Source organism: Desulfosporosinus sp. SYSU MS00001 (assembly GCF_049943955.1).
In the GTDB taxonomy this organism is placed as follows: domain Bacteria; phylum Bacillota; class Desulfitobacteriia; order Desulfitobacteriales; family Desulfitobacteriaceae; genus Desulfosporosinus.
The window spans coordinates 149,816-168,743 of record NZ_JBNFTW010000009.1 but is presented as its reverse complement, the minus strand read 5'-3'; the positions used below and the strand labels follow the sequence as shown (position 1 = coordinate 168,743).

Sequence of the window (18,928 nt, the reverse complement as noted above, 5' to 3'; positions counted from 1 at the left end):
AGGACTGCAATAGAGAGGATGAATTTAATGCTGAAAGAATGCAAGAATGGGGAGCGATTTGCAGGAACTGTTCTAGTAAATGAGTGGAAAGAGGTTCCTTTTCGCCAAAAGCCAGGTGCTTTTCTCACGTTAATTTGCCAAGACCGTTCGGGTGTTCTGCAGGGAAAGATGTGGGAATATCCCCCCCAGGTCCTTGGTTGGCTAAAAGAAGGCCATGATATCTTTAATATCCGAGGGGTAGCCTCTGAATATCGAGGTACTCTCGACTTATCTATTGATGAAATACAGCTGATTCCTAAGGAAGAGATTGATTTAACCACCTTGCTGCCAAGTTCCCCTGTTTCCGCGAACGAGTTGGAAAGCCGTTTGCAAACACTCCAGACTAAAATTCATAATCCATTTCTTCAGTCGCTGCTAAACCACTTTTTAGAACATCCTCGATGGGGCCAAGCCTATCGGCAAGCCCCTGCAGCGGTGAAAATCCATCAAGCATATCTGCGAGGCCTTTGGGAGCATAGTGTCAGAGTAGCGGAATTAGCAGATGGGATTGGGGGACATTTTCCGAGTATTGATCAAGATCTGATTATAACAGGTGCACTCTTGCATGATGTAGGGAAAATCGGAGAGTATTCCTATGATCGGGGCATTAAATTTACGACAGAAGGAAGGCTCCTGGGACATATTATTCTGGGCTTGGAGCTTATTTCTGCGGAAATTTCCAAGATCTCGGAGTTTCCTCAAGAACTGCGCTCTAAGATTCTTCATATAGTCTCCAGTCATCATGGGAAATACGAATGGCAGTCGCCGAAGCGGCCCAAGATCATGGAAGCTTTAGTCATCCACTATGCCGATATCATGGATGCAGAACTTTACCAGTTTGAGCAGGCCAGAAATGACCATCCCGGCGATGAATGGTCCCCGTATATCCATAGTATGGAACGTTACCTCTATTTAAAATAATCATGACTTTCTTGCTTGATATTCCCAGAAACGATTGGCAACGAGGCGCAGGCAAAACGGATGACTTCCCCAGGCGGCAAAGTCATCAAGAGAAATCATTAAGGCATAGGCTTGACGGCATATACGTAGCAGAGGGTAATCTTTGGCGATGTAAGCCAGAACAGAAAGGATGGCTTCACAGCGCTCGGGATGAAATAAATTCTGAATGTAACGGCGGCTATGTCTGGTAAGGTTGAATCTTGCCAAATCGGCGGCTAAGGGTCTAATTTCATCAAGAGTAAAGGATATGACTTCAAATTGGGGTAAATCTGCCAAGACATCTGCAGCTTGTAAAAAACGGATTAAATTTTCTTGGATTTCACAGGGGGGGAAGGAAAATATCCCTGGAGTTTCAGCGAGAATGCGAATACGCTGTAGATTGGATTTCAGGAAGGTATTGCTGGTAAACAGACACGGGAAATAGATGGACAGATAATGGATCAGTGTTGATATTAATTCGTTGCCTTGACAAGCTTGTTGTTCCCAATAGGGTAAAAGCCTGATAACTTCATCGACCAGAGATTGCCCAGGACAGTCAAAGATTTGGTCTAAGAGTTGGTATTCAATGATCGTACTCAGAGATTTACAAGTCGGATTTGCCAGCAGAACTCGCCGGAATTCAGGGTGGACGGCAACAGAGGTGAGTTTATTTTCTGGGCGATTCATCAAATGAGCCTCCCTTGATAATCAAATAACTTAGAAGAAAAAAGAGACCTACTAATGTAGTTTATGTAGTTAACATGGTTCTATCCTTTCCCAACCATCTTATTTAGTGTCGCACTCCCACTCCTACAAGTGGGAGTGGTTCCCATACCTTGCTTGACTAAAACGGTCTGGGAATCTAGGCCTAAATAAGATTGAAACAAAAGATTATCTAGAACAATTGCTTTAAGTTAATATAAGGAGTGAAACTAAAAAATTCTTAATTTAATTAAATTTAACATTAAAGTTAAATTTAAGCGTTATGCGATTAAATTCTTTTAAAAATAGACTAAATAATTTGTCGTTACATGCCAATTTTTACTGAATTAGGCTTGAATAATATGAACAATGGAGCAATATTATTTATTTTGTTCATAATTGCATAATTTTCAAGAACTCTATTAAAGGGATAATACACTTTAATAGAGAATACATTTCTGAGATAGTTATAATAGGAATTACAGATATCAATCGACGTCAAGTTTCCTTTGAGAAGAGTGATCAAGTAATGCTGAAGAATAAAGTTATTGAGCTCGAACAAAAGGTTGCCGATCTCGAGGCCGCTTTAGAGAAAGTACAGAACGACAACAAAATCTGGGATAGGATTTTTACAGAAAGCTATTGGGGCATGATGATTTGCGATGCTGTAAGCTTAGAACTTCTCAAAGTAAATCCCAGTTATGAGCAAATGCATGGTTATGAGACTGCTGAGTTACTTGGCAGAACAGTCTATGATCTTTTTGCCCCAGAATGTCGAAAAGATGTGTTGGATATCATAACAAGTATCCATGACAATGGACATAGCGCTTATACAACTGTTCATCTAAAAAAAGATGGGAGTCGTTTTCCTGTTCACACGGACAGCTTTGAATTTTTACTTGAGGGGAGACGTTTAATCTCCGTTTCTGTTTGGGATATTTCGGAGTTCGAACGGACGCAAAAAGAATTGACGTTGTATCGGGAACACTTAGAGGAACTTGTCAAATCACGTACCAATGACCTTGAACGGGCTAATGAGCAGCTGCAAATTGAGATGATTCGCAAAGAGACCGCTGAAAAGGAATTAGCTAAAGCAGATCAAGTTCTGGTAAACACCTTAAATAGTATTAGTGATGGCTTCATAGCCGTAAATTACCAATGGGTTATAACTTACGCTAATAAGGCTATTATACGGGCACTTGAAAAACGTGGCCTTGATGGGCGGCTCGTAGGTTCTATTTTTGGGACTGCCCATTGGCAAAACGATAGAATGCTATGGAACTCGTGCCAGAAGGTAATGGAAGAGGGGCAGTCAAAACGCTTCGAACTATATTCAGACTTGATGGGACATTGGCTTGAGTTCAGTATTTACCCAACAGAGAATGGTATTTCAATTTTTATTCGCACTATTGATGAACAAAAAAAATTAGAAAAAGTTGTGGAGGAAGAGCATCTTCGTCTTTACACTTTATTTAATGCATTTCCGGGTTTGATTTATGTTATCGAAGAAGGTTACAAGATACGTTTTGCTAATTACAAGTTTAAAGAACAATTTGGTGAGTGTGAAGGCCAACTTTGTTACACTGTTGCTGCAGGCTTAAATGATCCCTGCAGTGATTGTGATATACCATCGATAGGAAAATATACTCTGCGGTCCGGAAATGAATGTCTATATAATCACAGATTATATGAAGTTTTTACCCAACCATATACGGATGTTGACGGAACGAAATTATATTTTAAAGTGCTTATGGATATAACGGACCGAAAAAATGCTGATCGGGAATACTTCCGCTTGGAAAGATTGAATCTGGTTGGCGAAATGGCGGCTGGGATTGCTCATGAAGTTAGGAATCCGTTAACTACTGTCAGGGGATTCTTGCAGTTGCTTTCTACCAGAGATAATGTCCAGCAATATAGCGATTATTTTAAAATCATGATCGAAGAATTGGATCGGGCAAATCTAATTATTACGGACTTTTTAAGCCTGGCAAGGGAAAAAACTGTGGATTTTACTAGTGTAAATTTAGAGAAAATTGCGAAATCATTAATGCCCCTCTTAGGAGCAGATGCCCTTAACCAAGATAAAGATATTAACTTGGAATTAGAACCAGTCCCTGATATCAAGGGAGATGAAAATGAACTCCGCCAACTTCTTTTAAACTTGGCCAGAAATGGGTTCGAAGCTATGCAAAGCGGCGGGGTTCTTTTGGTCAAGACCTTTGAATTCGGTAACTATGTAGTTCTTCAAGTTGCTGATCAAGGTGGAGGTATCGATCCACTGGTGCTTGAAAGAATCGGAACCCCGTTTTTAACGACAAAGGACCGCGGAACTGGGCTGGGTTTGGCAATATGCCAAAATATAGCGGTAAAACATGATGCCGTTATGGAATTTGATACAGATTCCTTGGGAACAAGGGTAAGTGTTAAATTCAATCTAAAGAACAACGAAGTCGAGTAGCTTTTCAAAATAACTCTAATCATGTTTTTAATAAGAATTAAGAAAGAAGCTTGACAAGTCTGCGATGCTTTAATAAATTAAAGGGAGAAAGTATTCGGAGGAGGGTATACCATGTCAAGCGATGAGCGTTTGCAAAATCCTTTAACGGACGCCTTGTTCGAGGCTATTTTGCTTTTGCGAACTAAAGAAGAGTGTTATCGTTTTTTTGAAGATATTGCAACTATCGCTGAAATTAGGGCTCTGGCGCAGCGTTTGGAAGTGGCAAAGATGTTAAAGCGAAATGAGACTTATACTGCCATTGAAAAAGTAACCGGAGTGAGTACTGCTACAATCAGTCGAGTCAAGCGCTGCCTGAATTTCGGAGCAGATGGCTATCAATTAATTTTAAGCCGTCTACCAGAGCAACATGACTAAATTGGCGACTTTGTTTTTGAAATATCGTAATGCAAAGATATTGAACGATACTTAGCAGCTTAGCGAAGGAGAATTATAAGAATGCTTAGAACAAATTTGGGACAACGAATCCCTGAAGGTATGCGTGATTTACTGCCTGAGGAAATTGCTTTACAGGAGAACTTGGAACGTGAAGTTCTAGCTCTTTTTCAGCAATGGTCTTACCAGAAAGTTTTATCTCCAACATTGGAATTTACAGCTTGTGTTCAACCTGATGTTGAACAAGTTGATTCACTCTATAAGTTTTTTGATCGTGATGGTCGAATATTAGCGTTACGTCCCGAATTGACGACTCCTATTGCCCGCCTTGTCAGTACACGTATGCGAGGAGCAAATTTACCGCTTCGTTTGTGCTATGGTGCTGATGTATTCCGCAATTCGTCTGTTCGGTATCGCGAGTTCCGCCAGGTAGGGGTTGAGCTAATAGGTGCTGACCAGGAAATAGCTGATGCGGAAGTAATCGCCCTTGCCGTTGAATCCATAGCGTGCCTTGACCTCGAAAATTTCCAATTTAACCTTGGACATATGGGGATTTTTTCAGGCCTTTTGTTGGAAGCTGGCGTTGAGGAAGGATTTCGGCAAAAATTAGAAGAGGCTCTGGCCAGGAAGGATATGGTGGGCGTAGAACGGTTAGTCCAACAAAGCGGTTTGCCTGAACGAGTTCAGGAACTGTTGCTGCGTTTACCTCATTTTCATGGAGGCGAAGAAATTCTGGACGAAGTTCTGGATTGGAGTTCCCTGCCAACTATTCGTGAAGCGGTAGAGAGTTTGCGACGTATTTATCGTTATTTAAATTATTTTGGAGTTCAAAAGTATGTCTCTCTGGATTTAGGCATATTAAGGGGGTTTTCCTACTATACTGGGGCAGTGTTTGAAGGGTATGTCGCCGGGATAGGTTTTCCTGTACTTGAGGGGGGACGGTATGATTCCTTATATGCTGATTTTGGAGTTCCTCAGCCGGCTACAGGATTTGCTATCCACTTAGGCAGTATGTTAGAACTTTTCCCCTTGCCGTCAATCCCAGGAGCAGATATTTTAGTCTATGGCCCCGATCCCCAAACAATAATTCGTGAGTCTCGAGACTTGAGGCTGCAGGGCAAGAAGGTTGAAATGGCCTTGGAAACTATAGACAGGGATGCTGCCGAGGCTCTGGCCAGACTAAAGAGTATTTCGGAAATTAGGTTAGCCGGTGAGGAGGTTTCGCGAGGATGAACAAAATTGCAGTTCTTACGGGGGGAGGAGATTGTCCGGGGCTCAATGCTGTAATCCGCGCTGTTGTTAGGAGCGCAAACCAATATGGCCTTGAAGTTCTGGGAATTAAGGACGGCTTTCATGGAGCTGTGGAAGGGGATTTTATTCCGTTGTCTTTGGCGGATGTTTCTGGGATCTTGCCCCGTGGCGGTACGATTCTTGGAACAACTAACCGGGATAATCCCTTTCAATACATAACAAAAGTTAATGGAGTTGACCAGCCTCTTGATCGTTCCAAGGATGTCCTGAAAAATTTTAAGGAAGCCGGAGTTGATGCTTTATTAGCCATCGGTGGTGATGGGAGCTTGAACATTTCCTTGAAATTTGCGAATAAAGGTTTTCCGGTTATTGGGATTCCCAAAACCATCGACAATGACCTCATGGCTACAGATCAGACTTTTGGCTTTCAAACTGCCGTGGAAACGGCGCAGGAAGCCTTAGATCGTTTGCATACTACCGCCGAATCCCATCACAGGGTAATGATTCTGGAAGTTATGGGACGGTATGCCGGTTGGATTGCCCTTTATGCAGGCGTGGCAGGAGGTGCTGACGTTATATTGATTCCCGAAATCCCCTATAATCTCAGCAGGATTGCCTATTCAGTACAGCAACGGGCAAAACAAGGAAAAAAATTCAGCATTATTGTTGTGGCTGAAGGAGCAAAGCCTTCAGGTGGCGAGATGGTGGTTGAACGATTATTTCCGGGTCGGTCAGATCCGGTCAAATTAGGTGGAATTGGCAGTGAATTGGGTGACGACCTGGAAAAACATTTCGGTCTGGAAACCCGAGTAACGGTGCTTGGGCATCTTCAGCGCGGAGGCTCCCCTAACTCTTACGATAGAGTATTAGCTTCCCGCTATGGTGTGGCAGCAGTAGATGCTGTACTTGAAGGTAAATTTGGAATTATGGTTGCCCTTCAGGGAAGGGAGATCGTACAAGTTCCTCTTCAGCAAGCCGTTGACCAATTGAAACTTGTGCCGCTAAATGATCCGTTATTAATCACGGCACGCGCTTTGGGAATTGAAATGGGGGACTAAGATCTTCGAAATTTATAAAAATATGAGACAAGGCATTTGGTTGTCTTGTCTCATACCTGTTTTCGTAGTATTACCTTTAAAGTATAAATAGAGGAATAACCTTTTTAGGAATAATTTTGGTGCATATCATGATGTGAGAAGACAGCCGGCATCTTAAAGGTTAATCAAATTTCCTAAAAGTATTGCCAGAGAAGAGGATGGTTGGTATAATACTATTATATTTTAACGCTTTAACAAACTAAAGCATTAAAGAAATGGGGCTGAAGAAAGGGGAAACTCAGTGGACAACGATTTTTTAACTATTGCCTTGCCTAAAGGGAAGTTGCTTATCGACTCTATTCAACGATTGAGTCGTATTGGGATAGAATGTCAACACGTTAATGAAGATTCAAGGAAGCTTTTCTATGATCTTCCGCAGAGTAAAATAAAGATCATTATTTGTAGGGCAACAGATATACCGACTTATGTTGAATATGGGGCTGCCGATTTGGGTATTGTTGGTAAAGATACTCTTTTAGAAGAAAATAAAGATGTCATAGAATTGCTGGATTTAAAATTTGGATATTGCCGTTTTGTTGTTGCCATGCCAGAGGGGAGTGTTCCGCCGAAACATGCCAATGGGGAGTATGATTTAAGCGGCCTGAATCATCAACGAGTGGCTACGAAGTTCCCAAGAGTGGCGGAAACGTATTTCAGTGAGTTAGGCATGCAGGTTAATCCCATCAAACTTCATGGAAACATTGAACTTGCACCTTGTGTAGGCCTGGCAGAAATGATTGTCGATATTGTATCGACTGGGAAAACATTGCGTGAAAACCATTTAGTTGAGGTCGCTCCCATCCTTGAGGCAACCTCTCGTTTAATCGCTAATCGAGTGGCTTATCGTATGAAATATGAAAGAATTAGAGACATTGCTGGAAAACTGCGTAATGATATGAACGAAGATGTTTCAGAAATACAGTCACTATAGCATGAAGGTAAGTAAAAAATAAGAAATCGGATTTCAAATTTGTTGTTTTGAATTTGTTATATTGTTCGATGTATATAAGGAGGATGCAGGACGTGAAGGTAGAGAATTTAAAGGATATTGATTTAAAACGTCTCACGCGAAAATCTTATGGGGATGATAAGGCCCTTGAACAACGTGTTGCAGAGATTTTAGAGCGCGTTCGTGAAAAGGGGGATGAGGCACTCTATGAGATGACGGAGAAATTCGATCATGTCAATCTGCGTCAAAAGGGGTTAAAGGTTACTGAAGAGGAACTTCAAGGAGCTTACCGAGAAGTTGGTGACGATTTTATCCAGGCTTTGCGCAGAGCAAAGGAGAACATCCTGGGCTACCATGAGAAACAGAAGCGAGTTTCCTGGCTGGACCCGGAATCCGATGGGAGTATTTTAGGACAGCTTCTACTGCCCCTCAAGCGAGTCGGGATTTACGTGCCGGGCGGCACAGCGTCCTATCCATCGTCGGTATTGATGAATGCGTTACCCGCTGTCGTTGCTGGTGTTAAAGAAATTGTAATGGTTAGTCCGCCTCGTCAGGACGGTTCGCTGCTTCCCGAAGTATTAGTGGCCGCCGCTGAGGCAGGAGTGACTGAAATCTATAAAGTCGGAGGAGCTCAGGGAATTGCTGCTCTGGCCTACGGCACAGAGAGCATTTTGCGGGTTGATAAAATTACCGGACCGGGTAATATTTATGTAACATTAGCCAAAAAGCAGGTCTTTGGCTGCGTGGATATTGATATGCTGGCGGGACCCAGTGAAATACTGATTTTAGCTGATGAAAGCGGGAAAGCAGAAGAGTTGGCTGCTGACCTGTTGTCCCAGGCCGAGCATGACCGTCTTGCTTCCGCAATTTTAGTATCACCTTCACGTGATCTCCTTGAAGAGACTGTGAAAGAGGTAGAGAGACAGCTGGATGAATTACCGCGAAGAGAAATTGCCCGTGCATCCTGGGAAACCTATGGCGCGGCCATCTTGGTTAACGATTTGAGTGAAGGTATGGCTTTAGCGAACGAAATTGCTCCTGAGCATTTTGAACTGGTAGTCAAAGATCCTTACTCTTGGTTAGGGCAGGTTAAAAATGTCGGGGCCGTCTTTTTAGGCAGGTATTCCCCGGAACCGGTAGGGGATTATTTTGCTGGGCCTAATCATGTATTACCCACCGGCGGAACGGCCAGATTTTATTCTCCTCTCAATGTCGATACCTTCATGAAAAAGGTAAGTGTTATCGGCTACTCGGAGGAAGCTCTTAAACGAGATGCTCAACAGATAGCGCTGCTTGCCCGCCGTGAGGGTCTGGAAGCCCATGCCAGAGCTGTTGAAGTTCGAGTTAACCGCACCCTTTCCCAGTAAACTATAAGACGGAAACAAGTATTAAGGAAGGAGTATAATCCTATGGGAATGATGATAAATGAAATCGAGGAACTTTTGCGTCCAGAAGTGCGGAAGCTCGTTCCTTATAAAGCGAATCATATGCCCCAATGCATTACTCTTGATGCCAATGAGAACCCTTTTTCCTGGCCGGAGGGGATGCGGGAAAAATTATTTGCGGCCAACATACCTTTTAATCGTTATCCTGACGGAATGGCACAAGAACTGAAACAGGCTATCGCTGAGTATGCCCAGTTATCCCCCGAGGGAATCCTGGTTGGCAATGGGTCTGACGAATTAATCCAGCTCCTCCTTCTGACCTTCGGAGGAGGCGGAAAATCATTAGTCATTCATCCGCCGACCTTCAGCATGTATCAAATCGCTGCTCGTTTGACAAGTACGGCGGTTTTGGAAGTTCCTCTGCTTGAGGGCCTCTATTTGGACGTGGAGAAAATGTTACAAGCGGCTCAGTCTCCCGATGTCCATATGCTGATCATTTGTAATCCGAACAATCCAACAGGTTCTTTGTTCCCCCGGAAGGACATACTGAGGCTTGTAAGGGAGAGCGGCAAAATTGTGGTAGTTGATGAAGCTTATGCGGAGTTTTCAGGGGAAACTCTGATTCCCGAACTGGCAAATTTTCAGAACTTGGTAATCTTGAGGACCTTCTCCAAGGCTTTTGGCATGGCAGGCCTTCGTTTAGGGTACTTGCTCGGTCAACCCGGAACAATAGACCTAGTAAATCGCGTTCGGGCACCCTTTAACGTAAATTCTCTCAGTCAGAAAGCCGGGATTCTTGCGTTGGAATATCTAACGGAATATCAAAAGCAGATTCAGAGCATTAAGTCGGAAACCCAAAAGCTCTATCAGGGGTTATCGATAGTTCCCAGGGTTAAGGTATATCCGACAAAGGCTAATTTTATCCTTTTTAAACCGGAGGATGCTGATCGTTGGGCTAAGGAACTTTTACAGAGAGGTTTTCTTGTGCGCAATATGGGGGAACTGCCGGTTCTTGGCAAGTGTTTGCGTATCAGTGCCGGTTTGCCCGAAGAAAATGAGAAATTTTTAAAGGCCATTGCAGAAGTTCATCTGCTTTAAGCTGAAACGCAGGGGTACTTGAAATTTTGAGGGGAGAAAATTATGCGGGAAGCGTATATTGAACGAAAAACAAAAGAAACTGAGATTCGTGTCCGCTTGAACCTTGATGGGGCGGGAGAGGCTGAGGTAGAGACAGGGATAGGTTTCTTTGATCATATGCTCACAGCCTTCGCTCGATTTGCTTATTTTGACCTTGGACTAAAGGCCATTGGAGATTTGGAAGTGGATGCCCACCACACTATCGAAGATTGCGGAATTGTGCTGGGGCAGGCTTTAAAGGAGGCCAGCGGCAACAAGGCGGGGATTGAACGGATTGGCGAGACACTTCTCCCGATGGACGAGGCTTTGGTTCAGGTTGCTCTTGATCTTTCCAACAGGCCTTACTTGGTATGGGATATAAGGGCTTCCGAAGGAACAGTCGGCCAGTTTCCCTTTGAAATGGCAGAGGAATTTTTCAGGGCCTTCGCGGTACATAGTGGACTAACGCTGCATATCCGGCAAATTTCCGGGAAAAATCTTCATCATATCCTTGAAGCAGTATTTAAAGGTGTAGGGAGAGCCCTGGGTTTGGCTTTACGTGAAAATCCACGCTTTAGTGGAATTCTTTCAACAAAAGGGGTTCTCTAAAGAGAACTAAATAGCATTCAGGGAGGTTTGGAAAGTGATAGGAATTGTGGATTATGGACGGGGAAACTTGAGAAGTGTGGAAAAGGCGTTGGAAAAAGTAGGCTTTGAAGCCATGATCATGACTGCTCCGCAAGATTTGCAGAATGTTGATGGTGTTATCCTGCCGGGAGTAGGGGCCTTTGCTGATGCTATGGATGCGTTGAAACGCGGGGAGTGGATTGAGCCGATCATCGAGTTTGCCCGTTCCGGTCGCCCTTTCTTGGGAATTTGTCTTGGGATGCAGGTGCTCTTTGAGGTTGGGGAAGAACATGGCGAACACGCTGGTTTAGGGCTCTTGTCCGGACGGGTGGTAAAATTTCCAACGGGAAGAAAGGTCCCTCACATGGGATGGAACAGTGTGAGCTTGCTTCAACCTTCGCGTTTATTAGAAGAAATTCCGAACGAATCGTTCTTTTATTTTGTCCATTCCTTTTATGCCCTGCCCGAAAATTCACAGGATATTCTTGGCACAAGTGATTACGGAGTTGTCTTTCCGGCCATTGTTGGCAAGGAAAATGTCTGGGGAGCCCAGTTCCACCCAGAAAAGTCCAGCCCTTGGGGGCTTCAGCTTCTGTCTAATTTTGGAAGGTTGGTGAACGAGTATGCTGCTCTTTCCGGCAATTGATCTCAAAGAGGGAAAAGCTGTGCGCTTATTGCAGGGACGCATGGAAGATTCCACAGTCTACGCTGATGACCCTGTTGGGGTGGCTAAGAATTTCGAAGGACAAGGTGCGTCTCACTTGCATGTTGTTGATTTAAACGGGGCATTTAGCGGCAAACCGGTCAATGATGAGGTGATTCGAAAGATTGTCGGGAGTGTTTCCCTGAAGGTACAAGTGGGTGGTGGCATCCGTACGATGGAACGAATTACCGAACTTTTAGAGTTAGGCGTTGAACGGGTTATTTTAGGGACTATTGCCGTTAAAGATCCGGAATTAGTTGCTGAGGCGGCCCGCCGTTATGGTGAACGCATCATTGTCGGAATTGATGCCTTAGGGGGACGAGTTGCCGTACAGGGCTGGGCCGAGGCTACAGAGATGCAGGCTGTTGATTTGGCACAAGCCATGAAGGATGTAGGGGTTAAACACATCGTTTTCACAGATATTGCCCGGGATGGAATGCTTAGCGGGCCTAACATTGAAAGCACGGTTCGTTTAGCTCAAGAGACAGGCATTAACGTTATTGCTTCAGGGGGGATTTCAACCTTAGAGGATGTACGGCATCTGCAGGCCGAACACTTAAGAGGGGTTCCTATTGAAGGGGCCATAACGGGAAAGGCTCTCTATAGCGGTGCTTTTACCTTAAAAGAAGCTTTAGAGGCGGCAAATTATAATCCGCAGCTGAAAATTACAGGAAGCAGGGGGGAATAAAATGTTAAGCAAACGAATTATTCCCTGTTTAGATGTTCATGACGGACGTGTCGTTAAAGGAACAAATTTTGTGCAACTAAGGGACGCCGGTGATCCGGTGGAGCTTGCCGCTCTCTATGATCAAGAGGGGGCAGATGAGCTGGTTTTTTTGGATATTACAGCTTCCTCTGACAAAAGAGAGACCATGGTGGACGTTGTCCGGCGAACGGCGGAGCAAGTCTTCATTCCCTTTACCATCGGAGGAGGGCTGCGGACTATTGAGGATATACGCAAGATGCTGCGGGCCGGAGCGGACAAAGTATCCTTGAATACCTCCGCCGTTCAGAATCCCAGATTAATTGAAGAGGGCGCCTATGCTTTCGGAAGCCAGTGTATTGTTATTGCTATTGATGCTCGCAGCACTGCTCCGGGAAAATGGGAAGTATACATTCACGGGGGAAGAACACCAACAGGCAAGGACGTTTTAGAGTGGGCCGAGGAAGCCGAGAAACTTGGCGCCGGGGAAATCCTCTTAACTTCCATGGATCGGGATGGAACAAAGGCAGGTTATGAGTTAGACTTGACAAGAGCCGTCAGCAGAGCGGTTTCTCTTCCCGTGATTGCCAGCGGTGGTGTGGGAACTCTGGAACATTTGGCCGAAGGGCTTACTTTGGGAGAGGCTGATGCTGTCTTAGCGGCTTCGATTTTTCATTACAAGGAATACAGCATCAACGAGGCAAAAAGGTATTTGGCGGAACGGGGAATTTTAGTAAGGGGACTTGGGTAGGGGACTTGTGTGACACAGCCCTCTGTCCTACGCTCGCAGAGCAAACTAGTCGTTCAAGCGACCGGCTTTGGGGAGCGGGGTTCATCCTACGGCGATAATCTCCACCGGAGACTATCGTGCCATAAGCGCCGTCCGACGGCCATGGATGGCGAGAGGGGGCCATGGCGCTATGGCGGCAGTGAACATCCCTGTTCACTGCCCCGTATCTGGGGTCGGTCACTTTCACGGAGTTTGCTGACTGCTTACGTAAAGACGCCTGGCTGTTGTCACACTGCGTCCCTGGTCTGGGGATGGGGGAACGGTTGCTTGGGAGACGGCACATAAATGTGCGCCGTCTGGATCGAGACAAACGGGCATGTGTCGCAGTGTGTCGCAGGTGTGTCGCAGGGACGGTCCTTTTAACACACTTTTTACACAAAGGGTTTGTCACAAGCGTGCAAGCGTGTCAGAAGGACCGTCCCTCTGACACACCTCAGAAGGACCGTCCCTCTGACACACTCTGACACAACTGTTTACATAAAATTGGAAGGTAGAGATGTGAAATGGAAGAAAATCAAACGGAACTTTTCGATTTATCAGGAATCCGTTGGGATGCTCAAGGGCTTGTGCCTGCGATCGCTCAAGATGTGGAGACAAAAGAAGTTCTTATGCTTGCCTATATGAATGAGGAATCCTTAAGAAGGACGCTGAAGGAACGAAAAGCTTGCTATTATAGCAGGAGCAGGCAAGCTCTTTGGCTGAAAGGGGAAACTTCGGGGCATTTTCAAGAAGTCGTGGATATTAAATTTGATTGTGATCAAGATGCTCTGCTTTTGACGATAAGACAGACAGGGATGGCGTGTCATGAGAACCATTTTTCCTGTTTTCACTATGATTTGGAAAAGGATGGTTTTAAGAAGGTTGGGGAACCTGAAGTAAAACCCGATGTGCCTTTGGGAAGAACCTTGGAATTATTGACTGAGGTAATTCATTCGCGAAACCTTGAGCGGCCGGAAGGTGCATATACCACGTACCTCTTCGAAAAAGGGATTGATAAAATTCTAAAAAAGGTCGGGGAAGAATGTGCTGAGGTAATTATTGCGGCTAAGAATGCGAGTCCGGATGAGATTCGCTATGAGGTCTCAGATTTGTTCTATCACGTTTTGGTGATGCTGGAAGAGCGCGGGGTTAGTGTTGAAGAGATCAGCAAGGAGCTATACACGAGGCGAAAGTGAACTTGTTCAGCTAAAGCTGAATTCGGTTCTTCAGTGGCGAAAGTATCCTGTGGACACTTTCGCCGAAAGCGTCTAGCCCATAACAAATGCGATCGCGCTGAAGGATGAACTCTACTCCCACTGAAGCAAGGTATGGGAACCACCCCTACTTGTAGAAGTGGGAGTCTTACGATTGGCCAAAGTAGACTACAGCGATGAAAGATTATTTGGGGATTGGGATTTAGAGAATAATGTAGTATTATATAGTAAAATGAAAACGCAAAAGAACTCGTCAATCATGCAAAGAAATTTGACCTGATACTTGAAGAAAAAGTGTAGGTGGCTGTTGTGTTTAAGATTACAGAAGATTGTGTTGAAAATAAGCAATTTGTGGAGTATTTTAGTTCTGATGCTAAAAAAGGGACGGAAGAATTTGAGCAATTGATCAAACAATTTGAAGCGGGACCTCAGTATAAATTTCGTATGCGAGATGTCGATGAGGTTGTTTATTTTATTGGATATTCCGATGATAATACCAAAAAAAGTGGGTTTGATCCTTTTGATATGTATGGAGAGTACTATGGTTGCTTTGATATTCAGTATCTTAATGATAAGGGCGAATATGAACGATTGTAGTTGTTTAGTGTTGAAAGAAGTTTTTATTAAAAAAGTAGGGAAAATAGGGCTAGAGGCAATGCTTCTGGCCTTATTCTTATAATATTGTATATTCAATCGTAGGATTTCGGCCACTGCAAGTGGAAGTGGTTCCCATATTCCCTTTAGTTAACTTTGCAGGAGCTGTAAGATATGTTATTAGATAAGGAGTTGAACATATGGAAGAATTTAAGCTGGAAGAATTGGCCAAAAGGCTGCCTTTAGCAGCAGGAATTAATGGGAAAGACGAATATTTTAATTCTGCTGTTTTGGTATTATTAATGTTAGTAAATGGTGAGTACCATTTTGTTTTCGAGAAGAGAGCGGCTTCGATTAGACAGGCCGGCGAGATTTGTTTTCCTGGGGGTAAATTCGATTCGGAGAAGGATAAAAGCTTTCAGGAAACGGCAATTCGAGAAACCGAAGAAGAACTGGGTATTACGGCTGACCAGATCAAAGTTATTGGCCCTTTAGATACCGTGATTGCCACGATAGGAACAACTGTGGATGCATTTTTAGGAATTCTTGATGTAGAGGACATACAGGACTTAAGGATAAATTTCTCTGAAGTTGAGCGGATTTTTACAGTCCCTGTTTCTCATTTTGAAAATAATGAACCTGAGATATATCAAGTAGTCCTTGAAGTTCATCCTTCTCACCTTAATCAAGCAGGTGAAGAAGTGGTAACATTTCCTGCCAAACAACTTGGTCTTCCGGAGCGCTACCATAAACAGTGGGGAAATGTGAAAAGCAATATTTTTGTCTATAAGGTCGGTGACGATACTATTTGGGGGATTACAGCTCGGCTGATCAGGGATGTTGTGACAAAAATTAAGGAAATTTGAGCGTACCATGATGTAAAAATAGGTTACTAAAGCAGGAATGCTCAATTTTTTAGAGAATTCAGAAAGATTGGTTCCAAAAGGTCTATGAGGATTCTTAACTATTTCTAACAATAAGATTATAGGAGGTTTTGCAGAATGGAGGACTTATCAGATTTCCCCGTTCGTGTAACGATACCAATTGCTTGGAGCGAGATGGATGCTTATGGGCATATCAATAATGTCTATTATTTAAGATATTTTGAAACAGCCCGGATTCATTATTTACAAGAAATTGGCTTAATGGATATGAAATTAGAGACAGACCTAGGTCCTATCCTGGCTCAGACAACATGCAAGTACCTGAAACCTTTGCAATATCCTGATCAAATCATTGTTGGAGCTAAGACAAAATCGATGAGTAAGTCAAGTTTTGTCATGGAATACCTGATTGTCAGCGAAAAAATTGGAGCTGCCGCTTTCGGTGAAGGGGTCATTGTCATGTATGATTATAATGCTTCAAAGAAGGTAGAAATACCCTCTGAAATTAGACAACGTATTGAGGAATTGGAAAAACATTCTTTTTAAATTAATAGCCAGATTCAGCATCATCAGAAAGCTCTCATATCGTTTGCGGACTTATGAAGGATTGAAAATAGATTGGAGATAGGATATGCCGCATTTAATAACTACGAGATTGAATGAATTTAAATTAAGATTTGCAGAAATGGACGATGTGCCACTGATTTTGAGTTTTATCAGAGAGCTGGCAGAGTACGAAAAAATGCTCTCGGCAGTAGTAGCAACGGAGGAAGACCTAAAGGAATCATTGTTCCAACGTAAGATGGCTGAGGTCATTATTGGAGAATACAAAAATCAGCCGATAGGTTTTGCTCTCTTTTTTCATAACTTTTCTACGTTTCTGGGGAAGCCTGGAATATACTTGGAGGATTTATACGTAAAGCCGGAAATGCGCGGCAAGGGATTGGGCAAGATAATGCTTTCTTTTCTTGCCCAATTGGCTATTGAACGTCAATGTGGACGTTTAGAATGGTGGTGCCTGGACTGGAATAAGCCATCGATAGAGTTTTATAAGCAGCTAGGAGCAGTCCCAATGGATGAATGGACCGTCTATAGAGTTTGTGATGAAGCATTGCCTAAATTGGCGCTGTACTTTTCTAATTCAAAAGGAAGAGAATCAGTTTGACCATGGATTAAGAGTTAGATAATAATCAGTAGAACTGTCAAGAATGTAGTTGTAAAGAAATAAATTTATGAGTGGAAGGTCTAACCTTGATTTTGACGAATGTTTTTATTGATTAAGAAATCTTTTTTAATATTCGGAAATAATGAAGTAATGGTAATGAAAATAGGGGAAGGTGAAGCAGTTATGAAATTTAAAGATTATACATACCATCGCCCTGACCTCGAGGTTATTAAAACTAAGTTCTCCTCTTTGTTGGAGAAATTTAAGCAAGCTGCGAGTTTAAACGAGCAAGATGCAGCGATGAGCGAAATTAATACTTTACGCAGAGAATTCGAGTCAATGTCGCAATTGGCCTCAATTCGGCATACCATCGATACGACGGATACATATTATGAAAAGGAACAAGAGTATTTTGATGAGACGATGCCGGTCTACGAAGGGCTGATCTCAGAATTCTACCAGGCCTTGGTGAGCTCTTCCTTCCGCAGTTCGTTAGAGGAAAAGTGGGGCAAACAACTATTTACCATTGCTGAGTTGACGTTGAGGACATTTAAACCGGAAATTATTGAGGAATTACAGATTGAGAATAGGTTAGTCACTGAGTACACAAAGCTGATTGCCTCAGCGAGCATTATGTTTGAGGGCGAAGAGCGTAACTTACCCGGTCTTGGTCCCTTCCAACAGTCGGCAGATCGGGCGATGAGAAAAAGGGCTAATGAAGCTCGATATGTTTTTTTTGCCGAACATGAAGAAACACTCGATAGAATTTATGATGAGCTGGTTAAAATCAGGACTACAATCGCCCGAAAACTTGGGTATGAGAATTATATTGAGCTTGGCTATGCTCGAATGTTACGCTCAGATTACAACCCGGAAATGGTAGCTAATTTCCGACGACAAGTTGCAGAGGAAATTGTTCCCGCTGCGACAAAGCTGCGGGAACGGCAGCGGAAGCGACTTGGTTTAGATGTTCTGATGTATTATGACGAAAAGATTAATTTCCCCATGGGAAACGCTAAACCGCAGGGTGACCCGGAATGGATTCTGGACAATGGCCGAAAAATGTATAAGGAACTGTCTTCGGAAACGGATGAATTCTTTACGTTTATGACTAACCATGAGCTTTTGGATTTGGTAAGTAAAAAGGGTAAAGCCGGAGGCGGTTACTGCACATTTATTAGTGAATACCGCTCTCCCTTTATTTTTTCCAATTTCAATGGAACCTCTGGAGATGTTGACGTTTTAACCCATGAGGCAGGTCACGCCTTTCAAGTTTATTGCAGTCAAAATTTTTCCCTGCCTGAATATCAGTGGCCAACTTATGAATCGTGTGAAATCCATTCTATGAGCATGGAGTTTTTTGCCTGGCCATGGATGGAGTCGTTCTTTAAAGAAGCGGCAGACAAATACCGATTTACTCATTTGAGTGAGGCACTCCTTTTTATCCCTTATGGAGTAACTGTGGATGAGTTTCAGCATTTTATTTATTCCAAACCTGAAGCGACAATACAAGAGAGAAAAAGTGCCTGGCGGCAAATCGAAAAGAAATATCTCCCCCATCGCAATTATGAAGGCAATGAATACTTAGAACAAGGCGGATACTGGCATCAACAAAGTCATATATTTAGTGCTCCTTTTTATTATATCGATTATACCTTAGCTCAAATATGCGCTTTTCAGTTCTGGAAAAAATCCAGGGAAAACCGGGAATCTGCTTGGCAAGATTACTTGAAATTATGTCGCCTGGGCGGCTGTCAATCCTTTTTAGGTTTGGTCAAAGAAGCAGATTTAGTGTCACCTTTTGAAAACGGATGTGTCCAAGGTGTTATCCATGCCATTGAAGCATGGCTTGATAACGTTGATGATAGCCAGCTATAAAAGTCTCGTCATGGATTTGA

The 18,928-nt window shown here is 43.4% G+C and carries 20 protein-coding genes; 19 read left to right on the top strand and 1 reads right to left on the bottom strand.

Features of this window, described 5'->3' with window-relative positions; translation table 11 throughout:
* The first annotated feature begins 27 nt into the window (after positions 1-27).
* The gene (locus ACPUYX_RS16155; protein WP_426380662.1) at positions 28-960 is read left to right on the top strand and encodes a 3'-5' exoribonuclease YhaM family protein; all 933 of its coding nucleotides are present in this window, start codon (positions 28-30) and stop codon (positions 958-960) included.
* On the opposite strand, the gene ACPUYX_RS16150 is transcribed toward ACPUYX_RS16155, so the two are convergent.
* Entirely contained in the window at positions 961-1,665 is a 705-nt protein-coding gene (locus ACPUYX_RS16150; protein ID WP_426380661.1) for a hypothetical protein, read from the bottom strand.
* Between the two features lie 544 nt (positions 1,666-2,209).
* Here ACPUYX_RS16150 and ACPUYX_RS16145 point away from each other — a divergent pair.
* From ACPUYX_RS16145 to ACPUYX_RS16060, 18 genes are all read left to right on the top strand, one after another.
* Positions 2,210-4,141: a PAS domain S-box protein gene (locus tag ACPUYX_RS16145; protein ID WP_426380660.1), complete on the top strand. Its 1,932-nt coding sequence runs from the start codon at positions 2,210-2,212 to the stop codon at positions 4,139-4,141.
* A gap of 111 nt (positions 4,142-4,252) precedes the next feature.
* A complete protein-coding gene (locus ACPUYX_RS16140; protein WP_426380659.1) occupies positions 4,253-4,555 on the top strand; it encodes a YerC/YecD family TrpR-related protein in 303 nt (100 codons plus the stop codon).
* An 81-nt stretch (positions 4,556-4,636) separates the two neighbouring features.
* A complete protein-coding gene (gene hisZ, locus ACPUYX_RS16135; protein ID WP_426380658.1) occupies positions 4,637-5,806 on the top strand; it encodes an ATP phosphoribosyltransferase regulatory subunit in 1,170 nt (389 codons plus the stop codon).
* Positions 5,803-6,882, top strand: a complete 1,080-nt coding sequence (locus ACPUYX_RS16130) for a 6-phosphofructokinase (protein ID WP_426380657.1) — start codon at positions 5,803-5,805, stop codon at positions 6,880-6,882. Before hisZ ends, ACPUYX_RS16130 begins: the two co-directional genes overlap by 4 nt.
* A gap of 280 nt (positions 6,883-7,162) precedes the next feature.
* Positions 7,163-7,852, top strand: a complete 690-nt coding sequence (gene hisG / locus ACPUYX_RS16125; protein WP_426380656.1) for an ATP phosphoribosyltransferase — start codon at positions 7,163-7,165, stop codon at positions 7,850-7,852.
* An 83-nt stretch (positions 7,853-7,935) separates the two neighbouring features.
* Positions 7,936-9,237, top strand: coding sequence for a histidinol dehydrogenase (hisD, locus tag ACPUYX_RS16120; protein WP_426380655.1), 1,302 nt, complete (start codon positions 7,936-7,938; stop codon positions 9,235-9,237).
* A gap of 51 nt (positions 9,238-9,288) precedes the next feature.
* Positions 9,289-10,353, top strand: coding sequence for a histidinol-phosphate transaminase (gene hisC / locus ACPUYX_RS16115; protein ID WP_426380691.1), 1,065 nt, complete (start codon positions 9,289-9,291; stop codon positions 10,351-10,353).
* Positions 10,354-10,395: 42 nt separating this feature from the next.
* Entirely contained in the window at positions 10,396-10,980 is a 585-nt protein-coding gene (gene hisB / locus ACPUYX_RS16110; protein ID WP_426380654.1) for an imidazoleglycerol-phosphate dehydratase HisB, read from the top strand.
* 34 nt (positions 10,981-11,014) lie between these two features.
* Complete coding sequence (gene hisH / locus ACPUYX_RS16105) at positions 11,015-11,644, top strand: imidazole glycerol phosphate synthase subunit HisH (RefSeq protein WP_426380653.1); 630 nt, start codon at positions 11,015-11,017, stop codon at positions 11,642-11,644.
* On the top strand, positions 11,622-12,389 hold the full coding sequence (hisA, locus tag ACPUYX_RS16100; protein ID WP_426380652.1) for a 1-(5-phosphoribosyl)-5-[(5-phosphoribosylamino)methylideneamino]imidazole-4-carboxamide isomerase: 768 nt from the start codon (positions 11,622-11,624) through the stop codon (positions 12,387-12,389). The genes hisH and hisA overlap by 23 nt, the downstream gene beginning before the upstream one ends.
* A gap of 1 nt (position 12,390) precedes the next feature.
* The gene (gene hisF / locus ACPUYX_RS16095; protein WP_426380651.1) at positions 12,391-13,155 is read left to right on the top strand and encodes an imidazole glycerol phosphate synthase subunit HisF; all 765 of its coding nucleotides are present in this window, start codon (positions 12,391-12,393) and stop codon (positions 13,153-13,155) included.
* A gap of 9 nt (positions 13,156-13,164) precedes the next feature.
* Positions 13,165-13,479 carry a hypothetical protein gene (locus ACPUYX_RS16090; protein WP_426380650.1) on the top strand — a complete coding sequence of 105 codons (315 nt, stop codon included), beginning with the start codon at positions 13,165-13,167 and terminating at the stop codon, positions 13,477-13,479.
* A gap of 218 nt (positions 13,480-13,697) precedes the next feature.
* Positions 13,698-14,369: a bifunctional phosphoribosyl-AMP cyclohydrolase/phosphoribosyl-ATP diphosphatase HisIE gene (gene hisIE, locus ACPUYX_RS16085; protein WP_426380649.1), complete on the top strand. Its 672-nt coding sequence runs from the start codon at positions 13,698-13,700 to the stop codon at positions 14,367-14,369.
* A 327-nt stretch (positions 14,370-14,696) separates the two neighbouring features.
* The gene (locus tag ACPUYX_RS16080; RefSeq protein ID WP_088227028.1) at positions 14,697-14,984 is read left to right on the top strand and encodes a hypothetical protein; all 288 of its coding nucleotides are present in this window, start codon (positions 14,697-14,699) and stop codon (positions 14,982-14,984) included.
* A gap of 197 nt (positions 14,985-15,181) precedes the next feature.
* The gene (locus ACPUYX_RS16075) at positions 15,182-15,847 is read left to right on the top strand and encodes an NUDIX hydrolase (RefSeq protein ID WP_426380648.1); all 666 of its coding nucleotides are present in this window, start codon (positions 15,182-15,184) and stop codon (positions 15,845-15,847) included.
* 135 nt (positions 15,848-15,982) lie between these two features.
* A complete protein-coding gene (locus ACPUYX_RS16070; protein WP_088227026.1) occupies positions 15,983-16,411 on the top strand; it encodes an acyl-CoA thioesterase in 429 nt (142 codons plus the stop codon).
* Between the two features lie 85 nt (positions 16,412-16,496).
* Positions 16,497-17,030: an N-acetyltransferase family protein gene (locus tag ACPUYX_RS16065; RefSeq protein WP_426380647.1), complete on the top strand. Its 534-nt coding sequence runs from the start codon at positions 16,497-16,499 to the stop codon at positions 17,028-17,030.
* A 183-nt stretch (positions 17,031-17,213) separates the two neighbouring features.
* Positions 17,214-18,908, top strand: a complete 1,695-nt coding sequence (locus ACPUYX_RS16060) for a M3 family oligoendopeptidase (protein WP_426380646.1) — start codon at positions 17,214-17,216, stop codon at positions 18,906-18,908.
* The last annotated feature ends 20 nt before the right edge of the window (positions 18,909-18,928 follow it).